Source organism: Pseudomonas sp. TR47 (genome assembly GCF_044143025.1).
Lineage (GTDB): Bacteria > Pseudomonadota > Gammaproteobacteria > Pseudomonadales > Pseudomonadaceae > Aquipseudomonas > Aquipseudomonas putida_E.
On the sequence record NZ_JBHFCS010000009.1, the window covers coordinates 32,645 to 53,731 of the forward strand.

Annotated in this window: 16 protein-coding genes; 5 read left to right on the forward strand and 11 right to left on the reverse strand. The window is 63.8% G+C overall.

Going from position 1 to position 21,087, the window contains the following annotated elements:
- Positions 1–207: 207 nt before the first annotated feature.
- A complete protein-coding gene (gene gyrA / locus ACEWE8_RS11910; RefSeq protein ID WP_046787381.1) occupies positions 208–2,979 on the reverse strand; it encodes a DNA gyrase subunit A in 2,772 nt (923 codons plus the stop codon).
- A gap of 312 nt (positions 2,980–3,291) precedes the next feature.
- The gene (mtnA, locus tag ACEWE8_RS11915) at positions 3,292–4,368 is read right to left on the reverse strand and encodes an S-methyl-5-thioribose-1-phosphate isomerase (protein ID WP_039602966.1); all 1,077 of its coding nucleotides are present in this window, start codon (positions 4,366–4,368) and stop codon (positions 3,292–3,294) included.
- Positions 4,369–4,478: 110 nt separating this feature from the next.
- Here mtnA and ubiG point away from each other — a divergent pair, with 110 nt between their 5' ends.
- From ubiG to ACEWE8_RS11930, 3 genes are read left to right on the forward strand one after another with little or no spacing between them, the layout of a single operon-like run.
- A complete protein-coding gene (gene ubiG, locus ACEWE8_RS11920; protein WP_046787382.1) occupies positions 4,479–5,177 on the forward strand; it encodes a bifunctional 2-polyprenyl-6-hydroxyphenol methylase/3-demethylubiquinol 3-O-methyltransferase UbiG in 699 nt (232 codons plus the stop codon).
- Positions 5,178–5,179: 2 nt separating this feature from the next.
- Entirely contained in the window at positions 5,180–5,851 is a 672-nt protein-coding gene (mupP, locus tag ACEWE8_RS11925) for an N-acetylmuramic acid 6-phosphate phosphatase MupP (protein ID WP_012313283.1), read from the forward strand.
- A gap of 43 nt (positions 5,852–5,894) precedes the next feature.
- Entirely contained in the window at positions 5,895–6,635 is a 741-nt protein-coding gene (locus ACEWE8_RS11930; RefSeq protein ID WP_046787383.1) for a YciK family oxidoreductase, read from the forward strand.
- A gap of 135 nt (positions 6,636–6,770) precedes the next feature.
- Here the strand turns inward: ACEWE8_RS11930 and ACEWE8_RS11935 are convergent, their stop codons facing one another.
- The 7 genes from ACEWE8_RS11935 to ACEWE8_RS11965 all read right to left on the reverse strand — a co-directional run bounded on the left by ACEWE8_RS11935 (position 6,771) and on the right by ACEWE8_RS11965 (position 14,597).
- A complete protein-coding gene (locus ACEWE8_RS11935) occupies positions 6,771–7,556 on the reverse strand; it encodes a TenA family transcriptional regulator (protein WP_046787384.1) in 786 nt (261 codons plus the stop codon).
- 39 nt (positions 7,557–7,595) lie between these two features.
- The gene (locus tag ACEWE8_RS11940) at positions 7,596–10,052 is read right to left on the reverse strand and encodes an EAL domain-containing protein (protein ID WP_046787385.1); all 2,457 of its coding nucleotides are present in this window, start codon (positions 10,050–10,052) and stop codon (positions 7,596–7,598) included.
- 116 nt (positions 10,053–10,168) lie between these two features.
- Positions 10,169–12,001: an ABC transporter ATP-binding protein gene (locus ACEWE8_RS11945; protein WP_046787386.1), complete on the reverse strand. Its 1,833-nt coding sequence runs from the start codon at positions 11,999–12,001 to the stop codon at positions 10,169–10,171.
- The gene (locus ACEWE8_RS11950) at positions 11,994–12,626 is read right to left on the reverse strand and encodes a DsbA family protein (RefSeq protein ID WP_039602853.1); all 633 of its coding nucleotides are present in this window, start codon (positions 12,624–12,626) and stop codon (positions 11,994–11,996) included. The genes ACEWE8_RS11945 and ACEWE8_RS11950 overlap by 8 nt, the downstream gene beginning before the upstream one ends.
- 4 nt (positions 12,627–12,630) lie before the next feature.
- Positions 12,631–13,563 carry a rhodanese-related sulfurtransferase gene (locus tag ACEWE8_RS11955; protein ID WP_046787387.1) on the reverse strand — a complete coding sequence of 311 codons (933 nt, stop codon included), beginning with the start codon at positions 13,561–13,563 and terminating at the stop codon, positions 12,631–12,633.
- 202 nt (positions 13,564–13,765) lie between these two features.
- Positions 13,766–14,065 (reverse strand): BolA family transcriptional regulator, encoded by a 300-nt coding sequence (locus ACEWE8_RS11960; protein ID WP_046787388.1) that lies wholly within the window; start codon positions 14,063–14,065, stop codon positions 13,766–13,768.
- Between the two features lie 10 nt (positions 14,066–14,075).
- Entirely contained in the window at positions 14,076–14,597 is a 522-nt protein-coding gene (locus ACEWE8_RS11965) for a DUF2059 domain-containing protein (RefSeq protein WP_395589308.1), read from the reverse strand.
- Between the two features lie 155 nt (positions 14,598–14,752).
- On the opposite strand from ACEWE8_RS11965, the gene ACEWE8_RS11970 reads away from it, so the two are divergent.
- A complete protein-coding gene (locus ACEWE8_RS11970) occupies positions 14,753–16,147 on the forward strand; it encodes a class II fumarate hydratase (protein ID WP_046787390.1) in 1,395 nt (464 codons plus the stop codon).
- Between the two features lie 96 nt (positions 16,148–16,243).
- Here the strand turns inward: ACEWE8_RS11970 and ACEWE8_RS11975 are convergent, their stop codons facing one another.
- Positions 16,244–17,206 carry a DMT family transporter gene (locus tag ACEWE8_RS11975; protein ID WP_046787391.1) on the reverse strand — a complete coding sequence of 321 codons (963 nt, stop codon included), beginning with the start codon at positions 17,204–17,206 and terminating at the stop codon, positions 16,244–16,246.
- A 119-nt stretch (positions 17,207–17,325) separates the two neighbouring features.
- Positions 17,326–18,819, reverse strand: coding sequence for a polyphosphate:AMP phosphotransferase (gene pap / locus ACEWE8_RS11980; RefSeq protein WP_046787392.1), 1,494 nt, complete (start codon positions 18,817–18,819; stop codon positions 17,326–17,328).
- Between the two features lie 149 nt (positions 18,820–18,968).
- Between pap and mnmC the strand changes: the two genes are divergently transcribed.
- Positions 18,969–20,942 carry a bifunctional tRNA (5-methylaminomethyl-2-thiouridine)(34)-methyltransferase MnmD/FAD-dependent 5-carboxymethylaminomethyl-2-thiouridine(34) oxidoreductase MnmC gene (gene mnmC / locus ACEWE8_RS11985; RefSeq protein WP_046787393.1) on the forward strand — a complete coding sequence of 658 codons (1,974 nt, stop codon included), beginning with the start codon at positions 18,969–18,971 and terminating at the stop codon, positions 20,940–20,942.
- Positions 20,943–21,087 lie beyond the last annotated feature (145 nt).

Here is a 21,087-nt window from a genome sequence, read left to right on the forward strand (position 1 = left end):
CGCGCACCCCTGTAGGAGCGGCCTCGTGTCGCGAAAGGGCTGCGCAGCAGCCCCCGCGATGCTTGTTGCGCTGCTTAACCCTGGGACCGCCAGGCGACCCTTTCACCACACAAGGCCGCCCCAAAAAAAAGGCAGGTCCTGCTGTTGCCTGCTGTAATCAGTCAAACGGGGCGACCTTGGTCGCCCCGTTCGGGTTGTTGCGCTTGCTTACTCTTGCGGTGCCTCTTCGGCGCCCGCATTGTCATCGTCCGCCGCTTCCGGCGTATCGAGCTCCACGCCCTCCTCGTCCGCCCCGACCAGTTCGTCGAGTTCTTCCTCGGAAGGCTCCTGGATACGCTCCAGGCCTACCAGCGTTTCGTCTGCGGCCAGCTTGATCAGGGTCACGCCCTGGGTGTTACGGCTCAGGCTGGATACCTCGCCAACCCGTGTGCGCACCAGCGTGCCCTGGTCGGAGATCAGCATGATCTCTTCACCTTCCTGCACCTGGATAGCACCGATCAGCAGGCCATTGCGCCCCTTGGTGCCCATTGCGATCACGCCCTGGCCACCACGGCCGCGGCGCGGGAACTTGGACAGCGGGGTACGCTTGCCGAAGCCACGCTCGGACGCGGTAAGGATCTGCGCACCAGACTCCGGGATCAGCATCGAGATGATCTGCTGCCCCTTGCCCAGCTTCATGCCGCGCACACCACGGGCGGTACGGCCCATTTCACGCACCACGCTCTCGGCGAAGCGGATCACCTTGCCGGCGTCGGAGAACATCATGACTTCCTTGGCGCCGTCGGTGATTGCCGCGGCAATCAGGGTGTCGCCTTCCTTCAGCTTCAAGGCGATCAGGCCATTGGAGCGCGGACGGGCGAACTGCACCAGCGGGGTTTTCTTGACGGTACCGGAAGCGGTGGCCATGAAGATGTACGCGCCGGTCGGCTCGGCCACCCACTCAGGGGTGTCGCCGTCTTCTTCGTCGATTTCTTCTACTTCGACCACTTCGCCTTCGATCACGCCCTCGTCGCCGTCTTCCAGCTCTTCATCCGGGTCGGCGCTCTGCTGCAGGGCCTCGAGGTCGATCTGCAGCATGGCGGTGATGCGCTCACCCTCCTCCAGCGGCAGCAGGTTGACCAGCGGGCGGCCACGCGCGGCGCGGGATGCCTCAGGGATCTCGTAGGTCTTCTTCCAGTACACCTTGCCCTTGCTGGAGAACAGCAACAGGGTGGCGTGGCTGTTGGCGACCAGCAGGTGCTCGATGTAGTCCTCGTCCTTCACGCCGGTCGCCGACTTGCCTTTACCGCCACGGCGCTGGGCCTGGTAAGCGGACAACGGCTGGGTCTTGGCATAGCCACCGTGGGAGATGGTCACCACGCGCTCTTCTTCCGGGATCATGTCGCCGTAGTTGAGGTCGTGGCTGGCGTTGAGAATCTCGGTGCGGCGCGCATCGCCGTATTCGGCGCGGATCGCTTCGAGTTCTTCGCGGATCACTTCCATCAGGCGCTCGGCGCTGCTGAGGATGCGGATCAGTTCGCCGATCTGCTCGAGGATTTCCTGGTACTCGGCCAGCAGCTTCTCGTGCTCCAGGCCGGTCAGGCGGTGCAGGCGCAGGTCGAGGATCGCCTGGGCCTGTTCCGGCGACAGGTAGTACTTGCCATCGCGCAGGCCGTATTGCTCGGGCAGGTCTTCAGGGCGGCAGGAATCGGCGCCGGCGCGCTCGACCATGACCTGCACGGCACTGGATTCCCAGGCAGTGGCAATCAGCGCTTCCCGGGCTTCGGACGGCGTCGGCGAGGCTTTGATCAGCGCGATGACCGGGTCGATGTTGGACAGCGCGACCGCCTGGCCTTCAAGGATATGGCCACGTTCACGGGCCTTGCGCAGCTCGAACACGGTACGGCGCGTGACCACTTCACGGCGGTGGCGGACGAACGCTTCGAGCAGGTCCTTGAGGTTGAGCACGCGCGGGCGGCCGTCGATCAGTGCCACCACGTTGATGCCGAACACGCTCTGCAGCTGGGTTTGCTGGTAGAGGTTGTTGAGCACCACCTCCGGCACCTCGCCGCGGCGCAGCTCGATGACGATGCGCATGCCGTCCTTGTCGGACTCGTCGCGCAGCTCGGTGATGCCTTCGATCTTCTTGTCTTTGACCAGCTCGGCGATCTTCTCGATCAGGCGCGCCTTGTTCAGCTGGTACGGCAGCTCGGTGACGACGATCTGCTGGCGGCCACCGACCTTGTCGATGTCTTCGATCTCGGAGCGCGCGCGCATGTAGATGCGGCCACGGCCGGTACGGTACGCCTCGATGATGCCCTGGCGGCCGTTGATGATGCCGGCAGTCGGGAAGTCGGGGCCGGGGATGAACTGCATCAGTTCGTCGACAGTGACTTCCGGGTTGTCGATCAGCGCCAGGCAGCCGTCGATGACTTCACCGAGGTTGTGCGGCGGAATGTTGGTCGCCATGCCCACGGCGATACCGCTGGAACCGTTGACCAGCAGGTTGGGGATGCGGGTGGGCATGACCGCCGGGATCTGCTCGGTGCCGTCGTAGTTGGGCACCCAGTCGACGGTTTCCTTGTGCAGGTCGGCCAGCAGCTCGTGGGCCAGCTTGGCCATGCGCACTTCGGTGTATCGCATCGCTGCGGCGTTGTCGCCGTCGACCGAACCGAAGTTGCCCTGGCCGTCGACCAGCAGGTAGCGCAGCGAGAATGGCTGGGCCATACGCACGATGGTGTCGTAGACCGCAGTGTCGCCGTGCGGGTGGTACTTACCGATCACGTCACCGACCACACGGGCGGATTTCTTGTACGGCTTGTTCCAGTCGTTGCCCAGTTCGCTCATCGCAAAGAGAACGCGACGATGCACGGGCTTCAAGCCGTCACGTGCATCGGGCAGCGCTCGCCCGACAATCACGCTCATCGCGTAGTCGAGGTAAGACTGTCTCAGTTCGTCTTCGATATTGACCGGGAGGATTTCTTTGGCCAGTTCGCCCATGAGAAGCCTGATTCCTTTTTCTGGTGAAACTTCGCAGCTCCATCAAGGGCCGAACGAAGCTCGCCGCCGCAGCGCATAAGGGTGCGACGACTTACGACAAATCAATGAGTTGTGCCATGGATCTGCGCAATGAAGGCCGCCGTCATGGGCGGTCTTGGAAACTGCCGGATGTTATCACAAAGGCAGTAGCGGTGGGGAGATATGGCGCAGGGGGTGGAAGGGGGTTTTGTGGGATTTGTTGACGTGATTGGCGCTGATGCCGGATTGCCGGCGCTCAGCCTCACACACTCCCTCTCCCCCCACCCCAAACGGTCAATGCAGGCGTTTGCGGCACATCAATTGTGCCAATTTGGCGGTATCCGGCCGTTCAACGACGCCCTTCTCAGTCACGATCACATCGATCAGGTCAGCCGGGGTCACGTCGAACACCGGATTGAACACCTCCACCTGCGGCGCCACGCGGGTGCCGGCGTAATCCAGCAATTCGTCGGCATCACGCTCTTCCAGCGGGATGTCTTCACCTGTGGCCAGGTTGAGGTCGATGCTGGTGCTGGGCGCCACCACCATGAACCGCACACCATGGTGCATGGCGCTCACCGCCAGCTGGTAGGTGCCGATCTTGCTCGCCACGTCGCCGTTGGCGGCAATGCAGTCGGCGCCGACCACCACCCAGGTGATGCCCTTGCTTTTCATCAGGTGGGCCAGCGCCGAATCGGCGCACAGGGTCACCGGAATGCCTTCATTGGCCAGCTCCCAGGCGGTCAGGCGCGAACCCTGCAGCCAGGGCCGGGTTTCGCCGGCATAGACGCGCTCGACCATGCCCTCGAGAAAGCCTGCGCGGATCACCCCCAACGCGGTACCGAAACCGCCACTGGCCAGGGCACCGGCGTTGCCGTAGGTCAGCAGGGCCTGCTCGCTGCCCTGGTGGCGGCGGATCAGCTCGATGCCTTGCTGGGCCATGGTCAGGTTGGCCTCACGGTCGCTTTCGTGAATGGCCACGGCCTCGGCCTCCAGCGCGGCCAGCACATCCTCGCCTGGGCGCAGGCGCTGCAGGCGCTCACGCATGCGGTTGAGCGCCCAGAACAGGTTGGCGGCCGTAGGGCGCGCTTCGGCCAGGCTGAGGAAATCCTCTTCCAGGTCCATTTCCCAGTCGCCGCCCTCGGCCAGGCGCTCTTCCAGGGCCAGCACCAGGCCATAGGCGGCAGCAATGCCGATGGCCGCCGCACCCCGCACAGCCATGTCGCGGATCGCCGCCGCCACCTGCGCAACATTGTCGCAGGCCAGCCAGCGTTCTTGCGAAGGCAGCAGGCGCTGGTCGAGCAGGTGCAAGGCGCCGTGGTGCCACCGGATACCGGTCACCTTCTCCGCCGCCATAAGTCGCTCGCGCATCACCTCTCCCTGACTTTCGCATATCAAAAGCGGACGATTATAGCGACCAACAGCCTTGGGCGCTCGGGTATACTCCGGCGCAATTCGTAGAAGTTTCAGAGGACTGTTCAATGAGCAACGTCGACCACGCCGAAATCGCCAAGTTTGAAGCCTTGGCGCACCGCTGGTGGGACCGCGAGAGCGAGTTCAAGCCGCTGCACGACATCAATCCGCTGCGCGTCAACTGGATCGACGAGCGCGTCAGCCTGGCTGGCAAGAAGGTGCTGGACGTCGGCTGCGGCGGCGGCATCCTCAGCGAAGCCATGGCCCTGCGCGGCGCCACCGTCACCGGCATCGACATGGGCGAAGCGCCCCTGGCCGTGGCCCAGCTGCACCAGCTGGAGTCGGGCGTGGAGGTGGAGTACCGGCAAATCACCGCCGAGGCCCTGGCTGAAGAGATGCCAGAGCAGTTCGATGTGGTCACCTGCCTGGAAATGCTCGAGCACGTGCCCGACCCGTCCTCGGTCATCCGCGCCTGTTACCGCATGGTCAAGCCGGGTGGCCAGGTGTTCTTCTCGACCATCAACCGCAACCCCAAGGCCTACCTGCTGGCCATCATCGGCGCCGAATACATCCTCAAGATGCTGCCGCGCGGTACCCACGACTTCAAGAAGTTCATCCGCCCCTCCGAGCTGGGTGCCTGGAGCCGCGTGGCCGGCCTTGAGGTCAAGGACATCATCGGCCTGACCTACAACCCGCTGACCAAGCACTACAAGCTCAGCAGCGATGTGGACGTCAACTACATGATCCAGACCCTGCGCGAGGAATGAGCATGCGTTTGCGAGCGGTACTTTTTGACATGGACGGCACCCTGCTCGACACGGCGCCGGACTTCATCGCCATTTGCCAGGCCATGCTCGCCGAGCGCGGCCTGCCGGCCATCGACGACAAGCTGATCCGCGATGTGATTTCCGGCGGCGCGCGGGCGATGGTCGCCGCGACCTTCGCCATGAGCCCGCAGGATGAAGGTTTCGAGGCCCTGCGCCTGGAGTTCCTCGAGCGCTACCAGCGTGACTGCGCGGTGCACAGCAAGCTGTTCGACGGCATGGGCGAATTGCTGGCCGATATCGAGCGGGGCAACCTGTTGTGGGGCGTGGTGACCAACAAGCCGGTCCGCTTCGCCGAGCCGATCATGCAGCGCCTGGGCCTGGCCGAGCGTTCGGCACTGCTGATCTGCCCGGATCACGTGAAAAACAGCAAGCCCGACCCGGAGCCGTTGATCCTGGCCTGCAAGACCCTGAACCTGGACCCGGCCAGCGTGCTGTTCGTCGGCGACGACCTGCGCGACATCGAGTCGGGCCGCGATGCCGGCACGCGCACGGCGGCCGTTCGCTACGGCTATATTCACCCTGAAGACAACCCGAACAACTGGGGCGCCGACGTGGTGGTGGACCACCCGCTGGAACTGCGCAAGGTGCTCGACAGCGCCCTGTGCGGGTGCTGATCTTTTAGCGGCAAGCTGCAAGCTTCAACTCAAGGACAAACGCATGTTCGACTATACCGCCCGCCCCGACCTGCTCAAGGGCCGTGTCATCATGGTCACCGGCGCCGGCCGTGGCATCGGTGCAGCGGCCGCCAAGGCTTATGCCGCCTTGGGCGCCACTGTGCTGCTGCTGGGCAAGACCGAAGCCAACCTGAACGAGGTCTACGATGAAATCGAGGCCGCCGGCCACCCGCAGCCGGTGGTGATCCCGTTCAACCTGGAAACCGCCCTGCCCCACCAGTACGACGAACTGGCGGTGATGGTCGAGGAACAGTTCGGCCGCCTGGACGGGCTGCTCAACAATGCCTCGATCATCGGCCCGCGCACGCCGCTGGAGCAACTCTCAGGCGACAATTTCATGCGGGTGATGCACATCAACGTCGATGCCACGTTCATGCTCACCAGCACCCTGCTGCCGCTGCTCAAGCTGTCGGAGGACGCCTCGGTGGTGTTCACCTCCAGCAGCGTCGGGCGCAAGGGCCGGGCTTACTGGGGCGCTTATGGCGTGTCCAAATTCGCTACCGAAGGCCTGATGCAGACTCTGGCAGACGAGCTGGAAGGTGTGGCACCGGTGCGCTCCAACAGTATCAACCCCGGGGCTACCCGCACGGCGATGCGGGCCCAGGCCTACCCGAGCGAGAACCCGCAGAACAACCCGCTGCCTGAAGAGATCATGCCGGTGTACCTGTACCTGATGGGGCCGGACAGTACTGGGGTGAACGGGCAGGCCTTTAACGCTCAGTAGGGCTTGAAACCGATGGGGCCGCTTTGCGGCCCTTCGCGACACAAGGCCGCTCCTACAGCGGTGCCGTTGAATCCGGCATCAAATCTGTAGGAGCGGCCTTGTGTCGCGAAAGGGCTGCAAAGCAGCCCCAGGCATTCAGCCCGCAGCCAAGGTCGGGCGCATGCGCCCTTGCTGGCGGCCCTCCAGCTGCATGCACCGTTCTAGGAACAGGTACATGCAGTCATAACTTTTGCAGATCGCCTTGCGCAGTTCGTTGCGCAACCCCAAGGTCGGGTTTTCGCCAGCCAGGGTACAGATGATCTCCAGCGCCTCCCACGGGTGCGCATCGTCATACTGCGCATGCATCTTCAACCACTTCATGGCGCGCTTGCGCTGGTCCTCCGGGAAGCCCATGGCGTAGGTGTCTTCAGCACAGACCACCGCCGACCACTCCCCCGTCGCCCCTTCAATGGCATAGTTGGTAGCCGCCATGGCAATGGCCAGCGACTCGGTGGTACACACTCGCCAGCACCAGTCATTGAGGCCATTGAGCTCGGCGGGCACTTCCTGGGACTGCAGCTCGTGCAGGTGAATGCCATGGGCATGGCACCAGTGCACCCAGTAATCGGCATGGTGGAGCTCCACGCGGATATTGCGCATCAGCCAGCGCCGCGCCATGTCTTCGCCCGGGTGGCGGGCATAGCGGGTCTTGGTCAGGTTGTGGGCCATGTACAACGAAAACTGCTCGACCACCGGCCAGCCACCGATCAGGTACTGGCGTATGGTGGCTTGGCGCAACTGGCCATCGCGCAGGCGCTGGTAGAACTCATGCTCCACCACCCGACGCTTGCCCGGGCGGCAATCTTCGATCAGTTGCTGGGCCCATTGGGGGTAACTGGCCGGGTCCATCAAAGGCCCGATACGGACGAATGCATCAATCACTTTTCAGCTCCTTGATCCCTGTGATTTACCAACGCTACTTCAGCGAAAGGTTCCAGGCGCCCGATGCAGCAGGGGCCGTGCAGCAATCCGTTGGCGCTGCAGACTGTCGCAAGTGAACACCTGCGGTCGTTCGATCAGATAGCCCTGGGCGTAGTCCACGCCGATCTCTTGCAAGGCCTGCTCGATCAACGGAGTTTCAACGAACTCGGCAATGGTCCGTTTACCCATGACGTGGCCGATGTGATTGATGACTTCGACCATGGCCCGGTTGACCGGATCATCCAGCATATCTTTGACAAAACTTCCGTCGATCTTCAAGAAGTCGACGGGTAAATGTTTCAAATAAGCGAATGACGACATTCCGGCACAAAAGTCATCCAGCGAGAACTTGCAACCCAGCCCTTTCAATTCATTGATGAACCGGATGGCACTGCCGAGGTTGGCAATGGCACTGGTCTCGGTGATCTCGAAGCAGATCAGCCGTGGCGGAATCGAATATTCGACGAACAGGCGCCGCAGGTACTCCAGGAACTTGTCGTCACCGATACTCGACCCCGACAGGTTGATGGCACACATCGACAGCGGGCCCTCGCGCCCCTCATCCAGGCACTGGCGTATGACCTGGAACACATTGCGCACCACCCAGCGGTCGATCGCGGTCATCAGGCCATAGCGCTCGGCCGCCGGGATGAAGCTGTCAGGCAGGATGGTGCGGCCGCTTTCGTCTTGCAGGCGCAACAGAATCTCGACATGGCCTGGCCCTTCAAGCGCGGTGAGCGCGGCGATTTCCTGGGCATACAGGCAGAAGCGGTTCTCCTCCAGAGCGACGTGCAGGCGCTGTATCCAGGCCATTTCACCAAACCGCATCGACAGTTCACTGTCATCGGCATGGTAGACCTGGATACGGTTGCGGCCCTTCTCCTTGGCCATGTAGCAGGCCATGTCGGCTGCCCGCAGGGAGGCTTCCAGCGTGGCCGGGGCTTGCGCCATGTGCACCAGGCCGATACTCACAGTGGTGACGAACGGCCTGCCTTTCCATACGAAGTGCAGGCTTTGCACCGCCTGGCGCAGGTTTTCGGCAATGCGCTCGGCCTGTTCGCCCGGGCAGTTTTCCAGCAGCACGCCAAACTCATCACCCCCCAGCCGCGCCAGGGTGTCGCCTTCGCGCAGCACCGATTGCAGCACGGCGCAGATGTGCCGCAGCAATTCGTCACCGGCGGCATGCCCACAGGTATCGTTGACCAGCTTGAACTGGTCGAGGTCAAGGAACATCAGCGAATGCCGCCCGCCCTGGCGCACCAGGTCGTTCAGTGCCTGCTCCAGGCGGTACTCGAATTCACGGCGGTTGGCCAGGCCGGTCAGGGCGTCATGGGTAGCCTGCCAGGACAGGTTGGCGATGTATTGGCGCTCCTGGGTCATGTCATGCAGCACCAGGACGATGCCCGCCACCTGCCCGTTATTGATGATGGGCGAACCCACCAGGTTGATCGAAACCGTGCTGCCATCCAGGCGCTGGATCAACCGTGCATGCTCGGCGCCGCCCTTGAGGCTGCCGCTGAGCACCTGTTCGAGCAAGGTGCTGCTGTCGTTCTGGGCCTGCTCGTCCACCAGGCTGAACAGCGCTGTCAACGGCAGGCCCAGGGCCTGGCCTGCCTGCCAATGGGTGAGTTGCTCGGCCGCCGGGTTCATGTAGCCGATGCTGCCATCGACATCGGTGGTGATCACAGCATCGCCGATCGCCTGCAGGGTAATCTGCGCGCGTTCCTTTTCTTCCTGCAGGGCGCTGGCGAAGGCCTGGCGCTGGGCCAGCAGCTTGCTCGAACGGCGCCAGGCAAAGGTGATGAGGAACAGCGCGGTGAGCAGGTTGGTGACCAACAGCACGCGCAACAGCATGCGCGAGCCCTCGCCCAGGGCATCGCTGAAGGCTTTGGCTGCCGGGGTCACGCCTTCGTTGATGGCGACGATGCGGGCGCGCCATTGGCTGACCTGGCGCGGGCCGGCCTGGCCGCCGGCAAAACCCTCGCGCATCTCGTTGGCCAACACATCCAGTTGCTTGAGGTAATCGTCACCGACATTCCAGTAGGCGATCGCCGCCTGCACATAGCTGATCTGGCTGAAATTGCGGTAGAACCAGATGATACGGTCGACGTCGTCGGGGTGATTGCCGCCTTGCAAAACGGCCTGGCGCGCAACATCAAGGTCTGGATCAGGCAGGTCGAGCACCTCACGCATCTGCCGATCACCGTGGGGCACAGTGATGACCTGACGATAGCGCTGGTAGGTGCGTTCATCGCCAGTATCGGCATACAGGTTCAGGTAATAGATGGCGTCTTTCTGTGCCTTGGACCACAGGCTTTCGCCAGCGACATAGGCACGCACAGCCGACAGCGCGTACAGGCTGAAGCTGCCCAACAGGACCTGGAAGACTACAACGGCGATGAAGGGCCAGATGATACCCAGCAGCCTTGGCGCCTCTAGTGTGCGATGTCCCTTCATGAAGTCCCTGTCACAGAGCAGATAAGGCTCGAACCAACCAGACAAGCTCAGCGTAGGCCATTTGCCATCTGTGTGGAGGGAATTTTGAGTGGCAAGCTTCAAGCTTGCCGCTTGGGTCAGGTCTGCTGCAGATGCCCGTACAGCTTGGCATACAAGCCGCCCTCGGCGATCAACTGCTGGTGGCCGCCATCCTCGGCCACGTGCCCGCCGTCGAACACCAGCACACGGTCGGCCTGCTTCACCGCCGAAAGGCGGTGGGCGATGATCAGCGTGGTACGGCCACTGAGAAAGCGCGCCAGGGCCTGGTGCAGGTTGTACTCGGTGGCGGCGTCCAGCGCCGAGGTGGCCTCGTCGAGGATTACCACCTTCGGCTCGGCCAGGACCATGCGGGCAATCGCCAGGCGCTGGCGCTGGCCGCCGGACAGGCGCACACCAGAGCGGCCGACCACGCTGTCCAGCCCTTGCGGCAAGGCGCCAATGGTGGCGTCCAGCTGGGCGATGCGCAGCGCCTGCCAGCAGGCCTCGTCCGTGCAGTCGCGGCCCATGGTCAGGTTGGCGCGTACCGTGTCGTTGAACAGTGACGGGTGCTGCAGCACCACTGCCACATTTTCACGCAAGGTCTCCAGGCCGATTTCCTGCAGGCTGGCACCGCCAAAACGGATGGTCCCGGCCTGGGCGCTGTACAGGCCCAGCAGCAATTGCACCAGGGTACTTTTGCCGCCGCCACTGGCGCCGACGATGGCGACCTTTTCGCCCGGGGCGATGGACAGGTCCAGGTGCTCGAGCACCGGCTCGTCGGCATAGGCGAAGCGCAGGTCGCGCACTTCGATGCCAACCGTTTCACGGCCGGCAAACGGGTCGCGGGCAGCCGGGTATTGCGGCTCGTCATCACGCGCCAGCAACTCGTTGAGCCGGCTCAGGGCGCCGCCTGCGGCATAGTAGGCATATTGCAGGTTGAGCAACTGCTCGACCGGGCCGATCATGAACCACAGGTAGCTGAACACGGCCAGCATCTGCCCGATCGACAGGTCGGAGAACAGCACCGTGAGCATGGCCGCAGCACGGAAAATATCGATACCGAACTGGAACAGCAGGCCACTGGCACGGCCACTGGCATCGCTTTTCCATTGCGAATCCACGGCGTAATCGCGCACTTCGCGGGCACGCAGGCCCAGGCGGCCGAGGAAGTAGCCCTGGCGATTGCTGGCGCGGATTTCCTGGATGGCATCCAGGGTTTCGGCCAGCGCCTGGGTGAACCGCGAGGTGCTGTCGTTTTCGAGCTTTTTAAGGTGTTTGACGCGCTTGCCCAACTGCACGGTGAAGTAGATCACCAGCGGGTTGAACAACAGGATCAGCAAGGCCAGCTGCCAGTGCATCCAGATCAGGATCGCCGCCGTGCCGGTCAGGGTCAGCATGGCCACCAGGAAGCGGCTCAGGGTTTCGCCGACGAACTTGTCGAGGGTTTCCAGGTCGGTGACCAGGTGCGTGGTCACGGTGCCACTGCCCAGGCTTTCGTACTCCTTGAGCGAGATACGCTTGAGCCGCTCGATCAGGCGGATGCGCAGACGATAGACGATGTCTTTGGCAAGGCCGGCGAACAGCTTGGCCTGCACCACGTTGAAGCCCAGCGCGGCCACGCGCAGGCACAGGGTGACGACCAGCATCAGGCCGATATAACCGGCCGCCACCTGCCAACCGCTGGGCAGCAGGTGGTTCATGAACTTCAGCGCGCCATCGCCGTGGCCCAGCAGTACTTCGTCGACCAGCAGGGGCAGCAGCAACGGTATCGGCACGCTGCAGCAGGCCGCCAGCACGGCCACCAGGTTGGCGGCCCAGAGGTGTTTCTTGTGGTGCAGTGCCAAGCGGCGGATTTGCGCCCAGCTCAGCCGGTCAGGCACAGCAGCGGGCTTCCCTGGCACCGGGTCGGGCGACCCTGGCAGGTCAAGCACAGGCGGCCTGCTGTAGCCAGCGGCCAAGCAAGGGCTGCAGGCTTTGCAGCGGCTGGTAGCCGTTGGTCAACAGGGCGAGCTGGCCGTTGCGCTCAGCCAGCAGCGTTGGAAAGCCGGCAATCCCCAGGTCCTGTACCCAGCTGAAATCGGCTGCAGTGGCAGCGCGCACGTCGGCACGCAGCAGGGCCTCGGCGAAGGTTGCGCGATCGAACCCGGCCTGCTCGGCCAGCTCGACCAGCTGCGGCGCGGTGGTGACGTCCAGGCCCTGCTGGTAGAACCCACGCTGGATCAGTGCCAGCAGCGGCCAGACGCGCTCGGCGTCCAGTTCGCGGGCGGCTACAAGGGCGCGGCAGGCAGGCTCGGTGTCGTAGACGAAGCCATCGGGCATGGCACCTTCGAACGCGAACGGCTGCCCGGTGGCCTCGGCCACCGCCTGCCAATGCTCGAGGATGTACTTGCGGGTCGAGGCGTCCAGCGGGCTGGCACCGCGGCGCAACCCACCCGGCACCACCCGGGTGGCCACGCCCGCTTCACGCGCCTGGGCGATAAGGGCCTGGGCCACCGGTGCAAAACCCCAGCACCAGGAGCACATCGGGTCCATCACATAGAGCAGGCGGGCAGTCATGCAATCAGGCCTCGGCTTTGTAGTTGTAACCGATCGGGTGCGGCAGGTTGCGGGCCTTGGCCAGCTCGATCTGCTTCTGCCGGTCGATGGCGCTGCGCCGGGTCTTTTCGCTCAGGCTGTCCCAGCAGTGCGGGCAGCTCACGCCTGGCGAATAGTGCTCGGACGCTCGGTCCTGGGCGTTGACCGGGTGGCGGCAGGCATGGCACTGGTCGTACTCGCCTTCGGTCAGGTCATGGCGCACCGTGACGCGGTTGTCGAAGACAAAGCAGTCGCCGTCCCACAGGCTTTCTTCCTGGGGTACTTCCTCGAAGTATTTCAGGATGCCGCCCTTAAGATGATAGACCGCCTCGAAGCCTTCACCGAGCATGTAGCTGGAGGCTTTTTCACAGCGGATGCCGCCGGTGCAGAACATGGCGACCTTCTTGTGCTTGCTGGGGTCGAAGTTGGCCTTGATGTACTCGGGGAACTCGCGGAAGGTCTCGGTCTTGGGGTCGATTGCGCCCTTGAAGGTGCCGATGGCCACTTCGTAGTCGTTGCGGGTGTCGATCAGCAGTACTTCCGGGTCGCTGATCAGGGCATTCCAGTCTTTGGGATCGACGTAGGTACCAACGGCATTGTTCGGGTCCACGCCCGGCACGCCGAGGGTGACGATCTCTTTCTTGAGCTTGACCTTGGTGCGGTAGAACGGCTGCTCGTCGCAGTAGGATTCCTTGTGGTCGACATCGACCAGGCGCGGGTCGCTGCGCAGCCAGGCGAGCAGGCCATCGATGCCTTCGCGGGTGGCCGAAACGGTGCCGTTGATGCCCTCGTTGGCCAGCAGCAGGGTGCCTTTGACGCCATTGTCGAGCATGGCCTTGAGCAAGGGCTCGCGCAGCTCTACGTAGTCTTCAAGGGTGACGAACTTGTACAGCGCCGCCACGACGATCGGTTGGGTCATTGCGTTGAATCTCCAGGTGGTTGCCCTCGTAAGGGGCGGACCGGGTTTGACAAAAAGCTGGGGGGCGCTCTGCGCCCCTTTCGCGACACAAGGCCGCCCTACAGGTGAATACATAACCCCTGTAGGAGCGGCCTTGTGTCGCGAAAGGGCCGCAAAGCGGCCCCCCGGATGTAGCAAATTGTACCAGAACGCCAAAAAGGATTCAGTGCTTGCCGCCACCTGCACACACCGGCGACGCGGGTGCAACACCCACCTTCGCCCACTCCTCGCTGGTGTAGGTGTGGATGGCCAGGGCATGGATCTGGCCCATCAGTTCACCCATGGTGGCGTACACCTTCTGGTGGCGCTTGACGCTGTTGAGCCCGGCAAACTGCTCGCTGACGATCACCGCCTTGTAGTGGGTTTCCTGGCCACGGCTGTGCATGTGGCTTTCGTTGAGCACTTCAAGGTGCTGCGGCGCCAGGGCGGCCAGCTGCTGCTCGATGCGTTGCTGCATGGTCATCGGGTATTACTCACTTCTTGGCCGGGGCGGCCTTGCCGGCATTGGGGTCAAGCTCTTTGGTCATGTCTTCGAGCAGCTTGTTGACCACCGGCACTGCCGGCTCCAGGCTTTGCTGGGTCAGCTGGGCCGACTGCTGGGTGACCTTGGGCATCTGGCTGAAGACTTTCTTGCCCAGCGGCGACTGGTAGAACTTCACCAGGTCCTTGAGCTCCTGCTCGGTGAAGGTCTGGGTGTACAGGTCGACCATCTTCGGCTTGAGCTTGTTCCAGCCGATGGCGCTGTCCAGCGCGGCGTTGGCCTTGGCCTGGTAGCTTTCCAGCACCGACTGCTTGGTGGCCGGGGCCTTGGTCTGGGCGAAGCGCTGGGCGAACATCTGCTGGACCTGCATGTACACCGGGGTGCCCAGCTTGTCAGCGTTGGCCAAGGTCAGGAATTTCTCGGCGGCAGCGTTGTGGCTGGCGGTGGCAGCGAGTACCTGGCCGCTGGCACAGGCCAGGGCGACGGCAGCACAGAGGGCACGGAGACGGGTCATTGCATATCCTTCAAGGAGGGGGAGGCGGTACCTCAGAGATGAGCATTCTGCTCCCGCCAGGGTGCAGCGCTCAAGTGGCACGACGAGCGATTGAACCGCTCGATCGCATGGGGGCCTAAACTGCTGATTCTGACTGACAAGGGAGTGAACGCAGCATGAGCCGTATCGAAACAGACAGCCTGGGCCCGGTCGAAGTTCCGGAGCACGCCTACTGGGGCGCGCAGACCCAACGCTCGCTCATCAACTTTGCCATTGGCAAGGAACGCATGCCGCTCCCGGTGCTGCACGCCCTGGCGCTGATCAAAAAAGCCGCAGCACGGGTCAACGACCGCAATGGCGACCTGCCAGCCGACATCGCCCGCTTGATCGAGCAGGCTGCCGACGAAGTGCTCGACGGCGAGCACGACGACCAGTTCCCGCTGGTGGTGTGGCAGACCGGCAGCGGCACGCAGAGCAACATGAACGTCAACGAGGTGATTGCCGGGCGGGCCAACGAGCTGGCCGGCAAAGGCCGCGGCGGCAAGGCGCCGGTGCACCCCAACGACCATGTCAACCGCTCGCAAAGCTCCAACGACTGCTTCCCCACCGCCATGCACATTGCCGCAGCACAGGCGGTGCACGAGCAACTGCTACCGGCGATCGCCGAACTGTCTTCGGGGCTGGCCGAGCTGTCGGCGCGCCACCATAAACTGGTCAAGACTGGCCGCACGCACATGATGGACGCCACGCCCATCACCTTCGGCCAGGAGGTGTCGGCCTTCGTTGCCCAGCTCGACTATGCCCAGCGCGCCATCCGCGCCACCTTGCCGGCGGTGTGCGAACTGGCCCAGGGCGGCACTGCCGTGGGCACCGGGCTCAATGCCCCGCAGGGTTTCGCCGAAGCCATTGCTGCGGAACTGGCCGCCCTCTCCGGCCTGCCGTTCGTCACCGCGCCGAACAAGTTCGCCGCCCTGGCCGGCCACGAGCCGCTGACCAGCCTGGCGGGGGCGCTGAAGACCTTGGCGGTGGCCTTGATGAAAATCGCCAATGACTTGCGCCTGCTCGGCTCCGGGCCCCGCGCCGGGTTGGCCGAGGTGCGCCTGCCGGCCAACGAGCCGGGCAGCTCGATCATGCCAGGCAAGGTCAACCCGACCCAGTGCGAAGCGCTGTCGATGCTGGCCTGCCAGGTGCTGGGCAATGACGCGGCCATCGGTTTTGCCGCCAGCCAGGGGCACCTGCAGTTGAACGTGTTCAAGCCGGTGATCATTCATAACCTGCTGCAGTCGATCACGCTGCTGGCTGATGGCTGCCGCAACTTCCAGCAGCACTGCGTGGCCGGGATCGAGCCAGATACCGAACAGATGGCGGCGCACCTGGAGCGCGGGCTGATGCTGGTGACCGCGCTCAACCCGCATATCGGCTATGACAAAGCGGCGGAGATTGCCAAGAAGGCCTACAGCGAGGGCAAGACCCTGCGCGAGGCGGCGCTGGAATTGAAGTACCTGACCAATGAGCAGTTCGATGAGTGGGTGCGGCCGGAGAACATGCTGGCGCCTGGTGGCAAGGGCTGATTGATCGGTAGGCTGCTGCGGCCCCATCGCCGGCAAGCCGGCTCCTACAGGGGTTTTGTGGAGCCGGCTTGCCGGCGATAGGGCCCTGGCAGGCTCTCAACCAACCTGAGCCAAACGCGCCCTTCTCGCCCGCCACCCAGCCACCAAAGAAGGCCCCAGGGCCACCAGCGTCGACCCCAGCACCACGGTCACTGCGCCTACATAGCCCAGGGCATTGATGTCTTCAGCCTGCACATACGCAGGCCACATCCAGGCCGCCAATGCCACCGCCACAAAGGTCACCAGTGGCGTCAGCGCCAGCGTGGCACTCACCCGCGATGCCTCCCAGTGCGCCAGTGCCTCGGCAAAAGCACCATAGGCCACCAGCGTGTTCAGGCAGCAGGCCAGCAGCAGCCAGCCTTGCAGGGGCGTCAACTGCAACGCCTCCAGCGGGTGCACCCAGGGTGTCAGCAGCGCGGCGCAGCTCAGGTAGATCACCATCATCACCTGCTGCGAATGCCACACCGTCAGCAACTGCTTCTGGCTCAGGGCATAGAACACCCAGATGCTGGTGGCCAGCAGGATGGTTAGCACGCCCGTGGTGTAGGTGCCCAGCGAGGTCAGCAGCTCTTCAAGGCGCTGGTTGAAGAACAGGCCGAAGCCGGCAAGCAGCACCAGCAGCCCCAGGCCTTGGCCCAGGCTGAAGCGTTCCTTGAACACGAACACGCTGGCCACCAGCAGCAGCACCGGGCCGATCTGCACCACCAATTGCGCAGTACCGGGGCTCAGCAGGTTGAGGCCGATCAGGTACAGCACGTAGTTGCCCATCAGGCCGCACACGGCCACAGCCACCAGGCCTTTGCCTTTGGCGCCGAGCTTGCCGAACGAAGGCAAGCGGCGCTTGGCTGCCAGCCAGGCGAACAGCAGGCCGCCGGCCACCAGCAGGCGGAACCAGGTGACGGTCACCGGGTCGACCACCTGCAACACTTGCTTGAGTTTGATTGGCAGGATGCCCCACAGCAGTGCGGTCAGAAGCGCCAGGGCCAGTCCATAGCTCCGGCGTCCGGATGTGATGTGCATAAAGTCCTCGGTCGAGCCCGTTGTAGGGTGCCTCGATTCTAAAGGCTTGCTACCTGCCAACGGGGAAAAAAGGCGGGAAAAGATTTCATCAGGTCATTCCCCTGCGGCATGGCGGCTGACTATTTTTTGTGTTTGGCAAACGCCGCTTCCAGGGCTTCATTGATGGTGCGCAACACCTTCACCCGCGCCCAACGCTTGTCATTGGCCTCGACCAAGGTCCATGGTGCGATCTCGGTGCTGGTGCGGTCGACCATGTCCCCCACTGCATCCACATACAGGTCCCACTTGTCGCGGTTGCGCCAGTCGTCCTCGGTGATCTTGTAGCGCTTGAACGGGATCTGCTCGCGCTCTTCAAAACGCTCCAGCTGGGTTTGCTGGTCGATCGCCAGCCAGAACTTGACCACTACCGCGCCGGCGTTCACCAACTGCTCCTCGAAATCATTGATCTCGCCGTAAGCACGCATCCAGTCGGCCGGGGTGCAGAACCCTTCGATGCGTTCCACCAGCACCCGGCCGTACCAGGAGCGGTCGAAGATGGTGAACTTGCCGCGTGCCGGAATGTGCCGCCAGAACCGCCAAAGGTACGGCTGCGCACGCTCATCTTCGCTAGGGGCGGCGATCGGCACGATACGGTACTGGCGCGGGTCCAGCGCTGCCGCCACCCGGCGAATCGCCCCGCCCTTGCCTGCTGCATCATTACCCTCGAACACGGCCACCAGCGAGTGCCGGCGCATGTGCTTGTGGCGCAACAGGCCGGCCAGGCGAGCCTGCTCGGTCACCAGTTGCTCCTGGTAGTCCTGCTTGTCCAGGTGCAGGGTCATGTCCAGCGCGCCGACCAGGCTGCGCTGATCGATGCTGCGCCCCAGCGGCGCGATGTTGCCCTGGTGCTTGCCTTTGGGGTTAACGGCCAGTGCGGCCTGCAGGCTTTCCAGCAAGATGCGCCCAACGGCCAGGCTGCGGTAGTTGGGGTCGACCCCTTCAACTACATGCCACGGTGCATAGTCACGGCTGGTACGGCGCAACACCCGCTCGCCAAAACGCACGAAACGGTCGTAGGTCTGCGACTGCTGCCAGTCCAGCGGGCTGATGCGCCAGCTGTGCAAGGGGTCGTCCTTGAGCGACTTGAGCCGCGCTTTCATCTGTTTCTTGGACAGGTGGAACCAGAACTTGATGATCAGCGCACCTTCGTCGCAAAGCATCTGCTCCAGGCGCTCGGCACCGGTGATGGCCTGGTCGAGCACCGCATCCTTGAACTGCCCATGCACCCTGCCCTGCAGCATCTGGCTGTACCAGTTGCCGAAAAACACGCCCATGCGCCCCTTTGGCGGCAGCGCCCGCCAGTAGCGCCAGGCGGGGGGCCGGGCCAGCTCTTCGTCGGTCTGCTGGTCGAAGGTGAGCACGTCGATCATGCGCGGGTCCATCCACTCGTTGAGCAGCTTGACCGTCTCGCCCTTGCCGGCGCCTTCGATGCCATTGATCAGCACGATCACCGGGAAGCGCGCCTGCTGCTTGAGTTCGTACTGGGCTTCGAGCAAAGCCTCGCGCAGCGCGGGCACTTCTGCCTCAAAGGTATCGTCGTCGATGCTGTGGCCAATTTCGGCGGATTCGAACATGCACTGGCTCCTTCAATGGATAAGCAAGATTAGCGGAATCCTGGCGGCAAGCGGCACGCTTCAAGCTGCAAGAAAACGCGGGCCGTGCCACCATCTGCTTTTTCTTGCAGCTTGCAGCTTGCAGCTCCCCACCTCCAGCGAAACCAGCCATGCCCGCACCCACCCTCCTTCAGCACGCCCAGATCGACTGGGACGACCAGGGCCGCCCCCATTCGCGGCAATACGGCGATGTGTACTTCGCCATCAACGAGGGCATTGCCGAAACCCAGCATGTGTTCCTCGAACAAACCCGCCTGCGCCAGCGCTTCGCCAACCTGGCGCCCCACGCCTGCCTGGTGATCGGCGAAACCGGCTTTGGCACCGGCATGAATTTTTTCTGCGCCTGGCAACTGTTCGCCGAAACAGCCCACACCGACGCGCGCCTGCATTTCGTCAGCGTCGAGAAGTACCCCCTGGGCCATGCCGACATGGCCCGGGCTATGCGCCTGTGGCCGGAGCTGGCGGCGTTCACCGAACCCTTTTTGCGCCAGTACGTCGCGGTGCACCAAGGCTTCCAGCAGTTCACCTTCGACCAGGGCCGAATCACCCTTACCCTGCTGATCGGCGATGTGCTGGAGCAACTGCCGCAGCTGGACGCACGCATCGACGTGTGGTTCCTCGACGGTTTTGCCCCGGCGAAGAACCCCGACATGTGGACACCCGAGCTGTTCACGCAACTGGCCAGGTTGTCCCATGCCGGCACCGCACTGGGCACCTTCACCACCACCGGCTGGGTTCGCCGCAGCTTGATCGAGGCCGGCTTCACCATGAAGAAGGTGCCTGGCATCGGCAAGAAGTGGGAGGTGATGAGCGGTGAGTACACCGGCCCGCCCAACGCGCCCACGTCGGCGCCCTGGTACGCGCGGCCAACTGCGCCTGAAGGCCCACGCGAGGCCCTGGTGATCGGCGCAGGGCTCGCTGGCAGTGCCAGCGCTGCCAGCCTGGCTGCACGCGGCTGGCAGGTAACCCTACTGGAGCGTCACGACGCAGCGGCCCGCGAAGCCTCCGGCAACCCCCAGGGCGTGCTGTACCTCAAGCTGTCCGCGCACGGCACGGCTTTGTCGCAGATGATCCTGGCCGGCTTCGGCTATACACGGCGCCAGCTTGAACTACTGCAGCGCGGCCAGGACTGGGATGCGTGCGGGGTTTTGCAACTGGCCTTCGACAGCAAGGAAGCCGAACGCCAGGGCAAGCTCGCCGACGCCTTCGAGGGCAGCTTGCTGCGTGCCGTGCAGCGCAGTGAAGCCGAGGCGATTGCCGGTGTCGCGCTGCCTGCCGGCGGGTTGTTCTACCCCGAAGGCGGCTGGGTGCACCCACCGGCACTGTGCAACGCTCAACTGCAGCACCGTAACATTCGCCTGCTGGCCCATCACGATGTGCTCGCACTGCGCAAGGCCGATGGCCTGTGGCAAGCCTGGGCCGGCGACCGGCTGCTGGCCAGCGCGCCAGTGGTAGTGCTGGCCGGGGCGGCTGACGTGAAGCGTTTCGGGCCCTGTGCGCAGTTGCCGCTCAAGCGCATCCGCGGGCAGATCACCCGCCTGCCGGTGACCGACGCCAGCCGGGCGCTGGCTACCGTAGTCTGCGCCGAGGGCTATGTGGCACCGCCCAGGGGTGAAGAGCACACGCTGGGGGCCAGCTTCGACTTCCATAGCGATGACCTGGCGCCGACCGTGGCCGAGCACCAGGGCAACCTGGCCATGCTGGATGAAATCTCCAGCGACCTGGCCCGGCGCCTGGGTGTCCCAGCGCTTGCCCCTGAGCAGTTGCAGGGGCGCGCGGCATTTCGCTGCACCAGCCCGGATTACTTGCCGATCGTGGGGCCGGTTGCCGACCCTGCAGCCTTCGCCGAAGCCTTTGCAGTCCTGGGCAAGGACGCGCGGCAGGTGCCCGAGGTGCCCTGCCCCTGGCTGGAAGGGCTGTATGTGAACAGCGGGCATGGGTCGCGGGGGCTGATCACGGCGCCGCTTTCGGGTGAGCTGATTGCAGCCTGGGTCAGTGGCGAGCCATTGCCGCTGCCGCGGGCGGTGGCTGAAGCATGCCATCCGAACCGGTTTGGCTTGCGCAAGTTGATTCGGGGTAAATGAAGGGGCTGCTGTGCAGCCCAATCGCCGGCAAGCCGGCGATTGGCCGCATTACAAAGTGCTGCTTATAACGGATTGGTCTAAAACTCTCGCAAATCCCCCAGGTCAGTTCCTTACAGGCGCCCTAATCCGGGGCGCTGATTCCCCA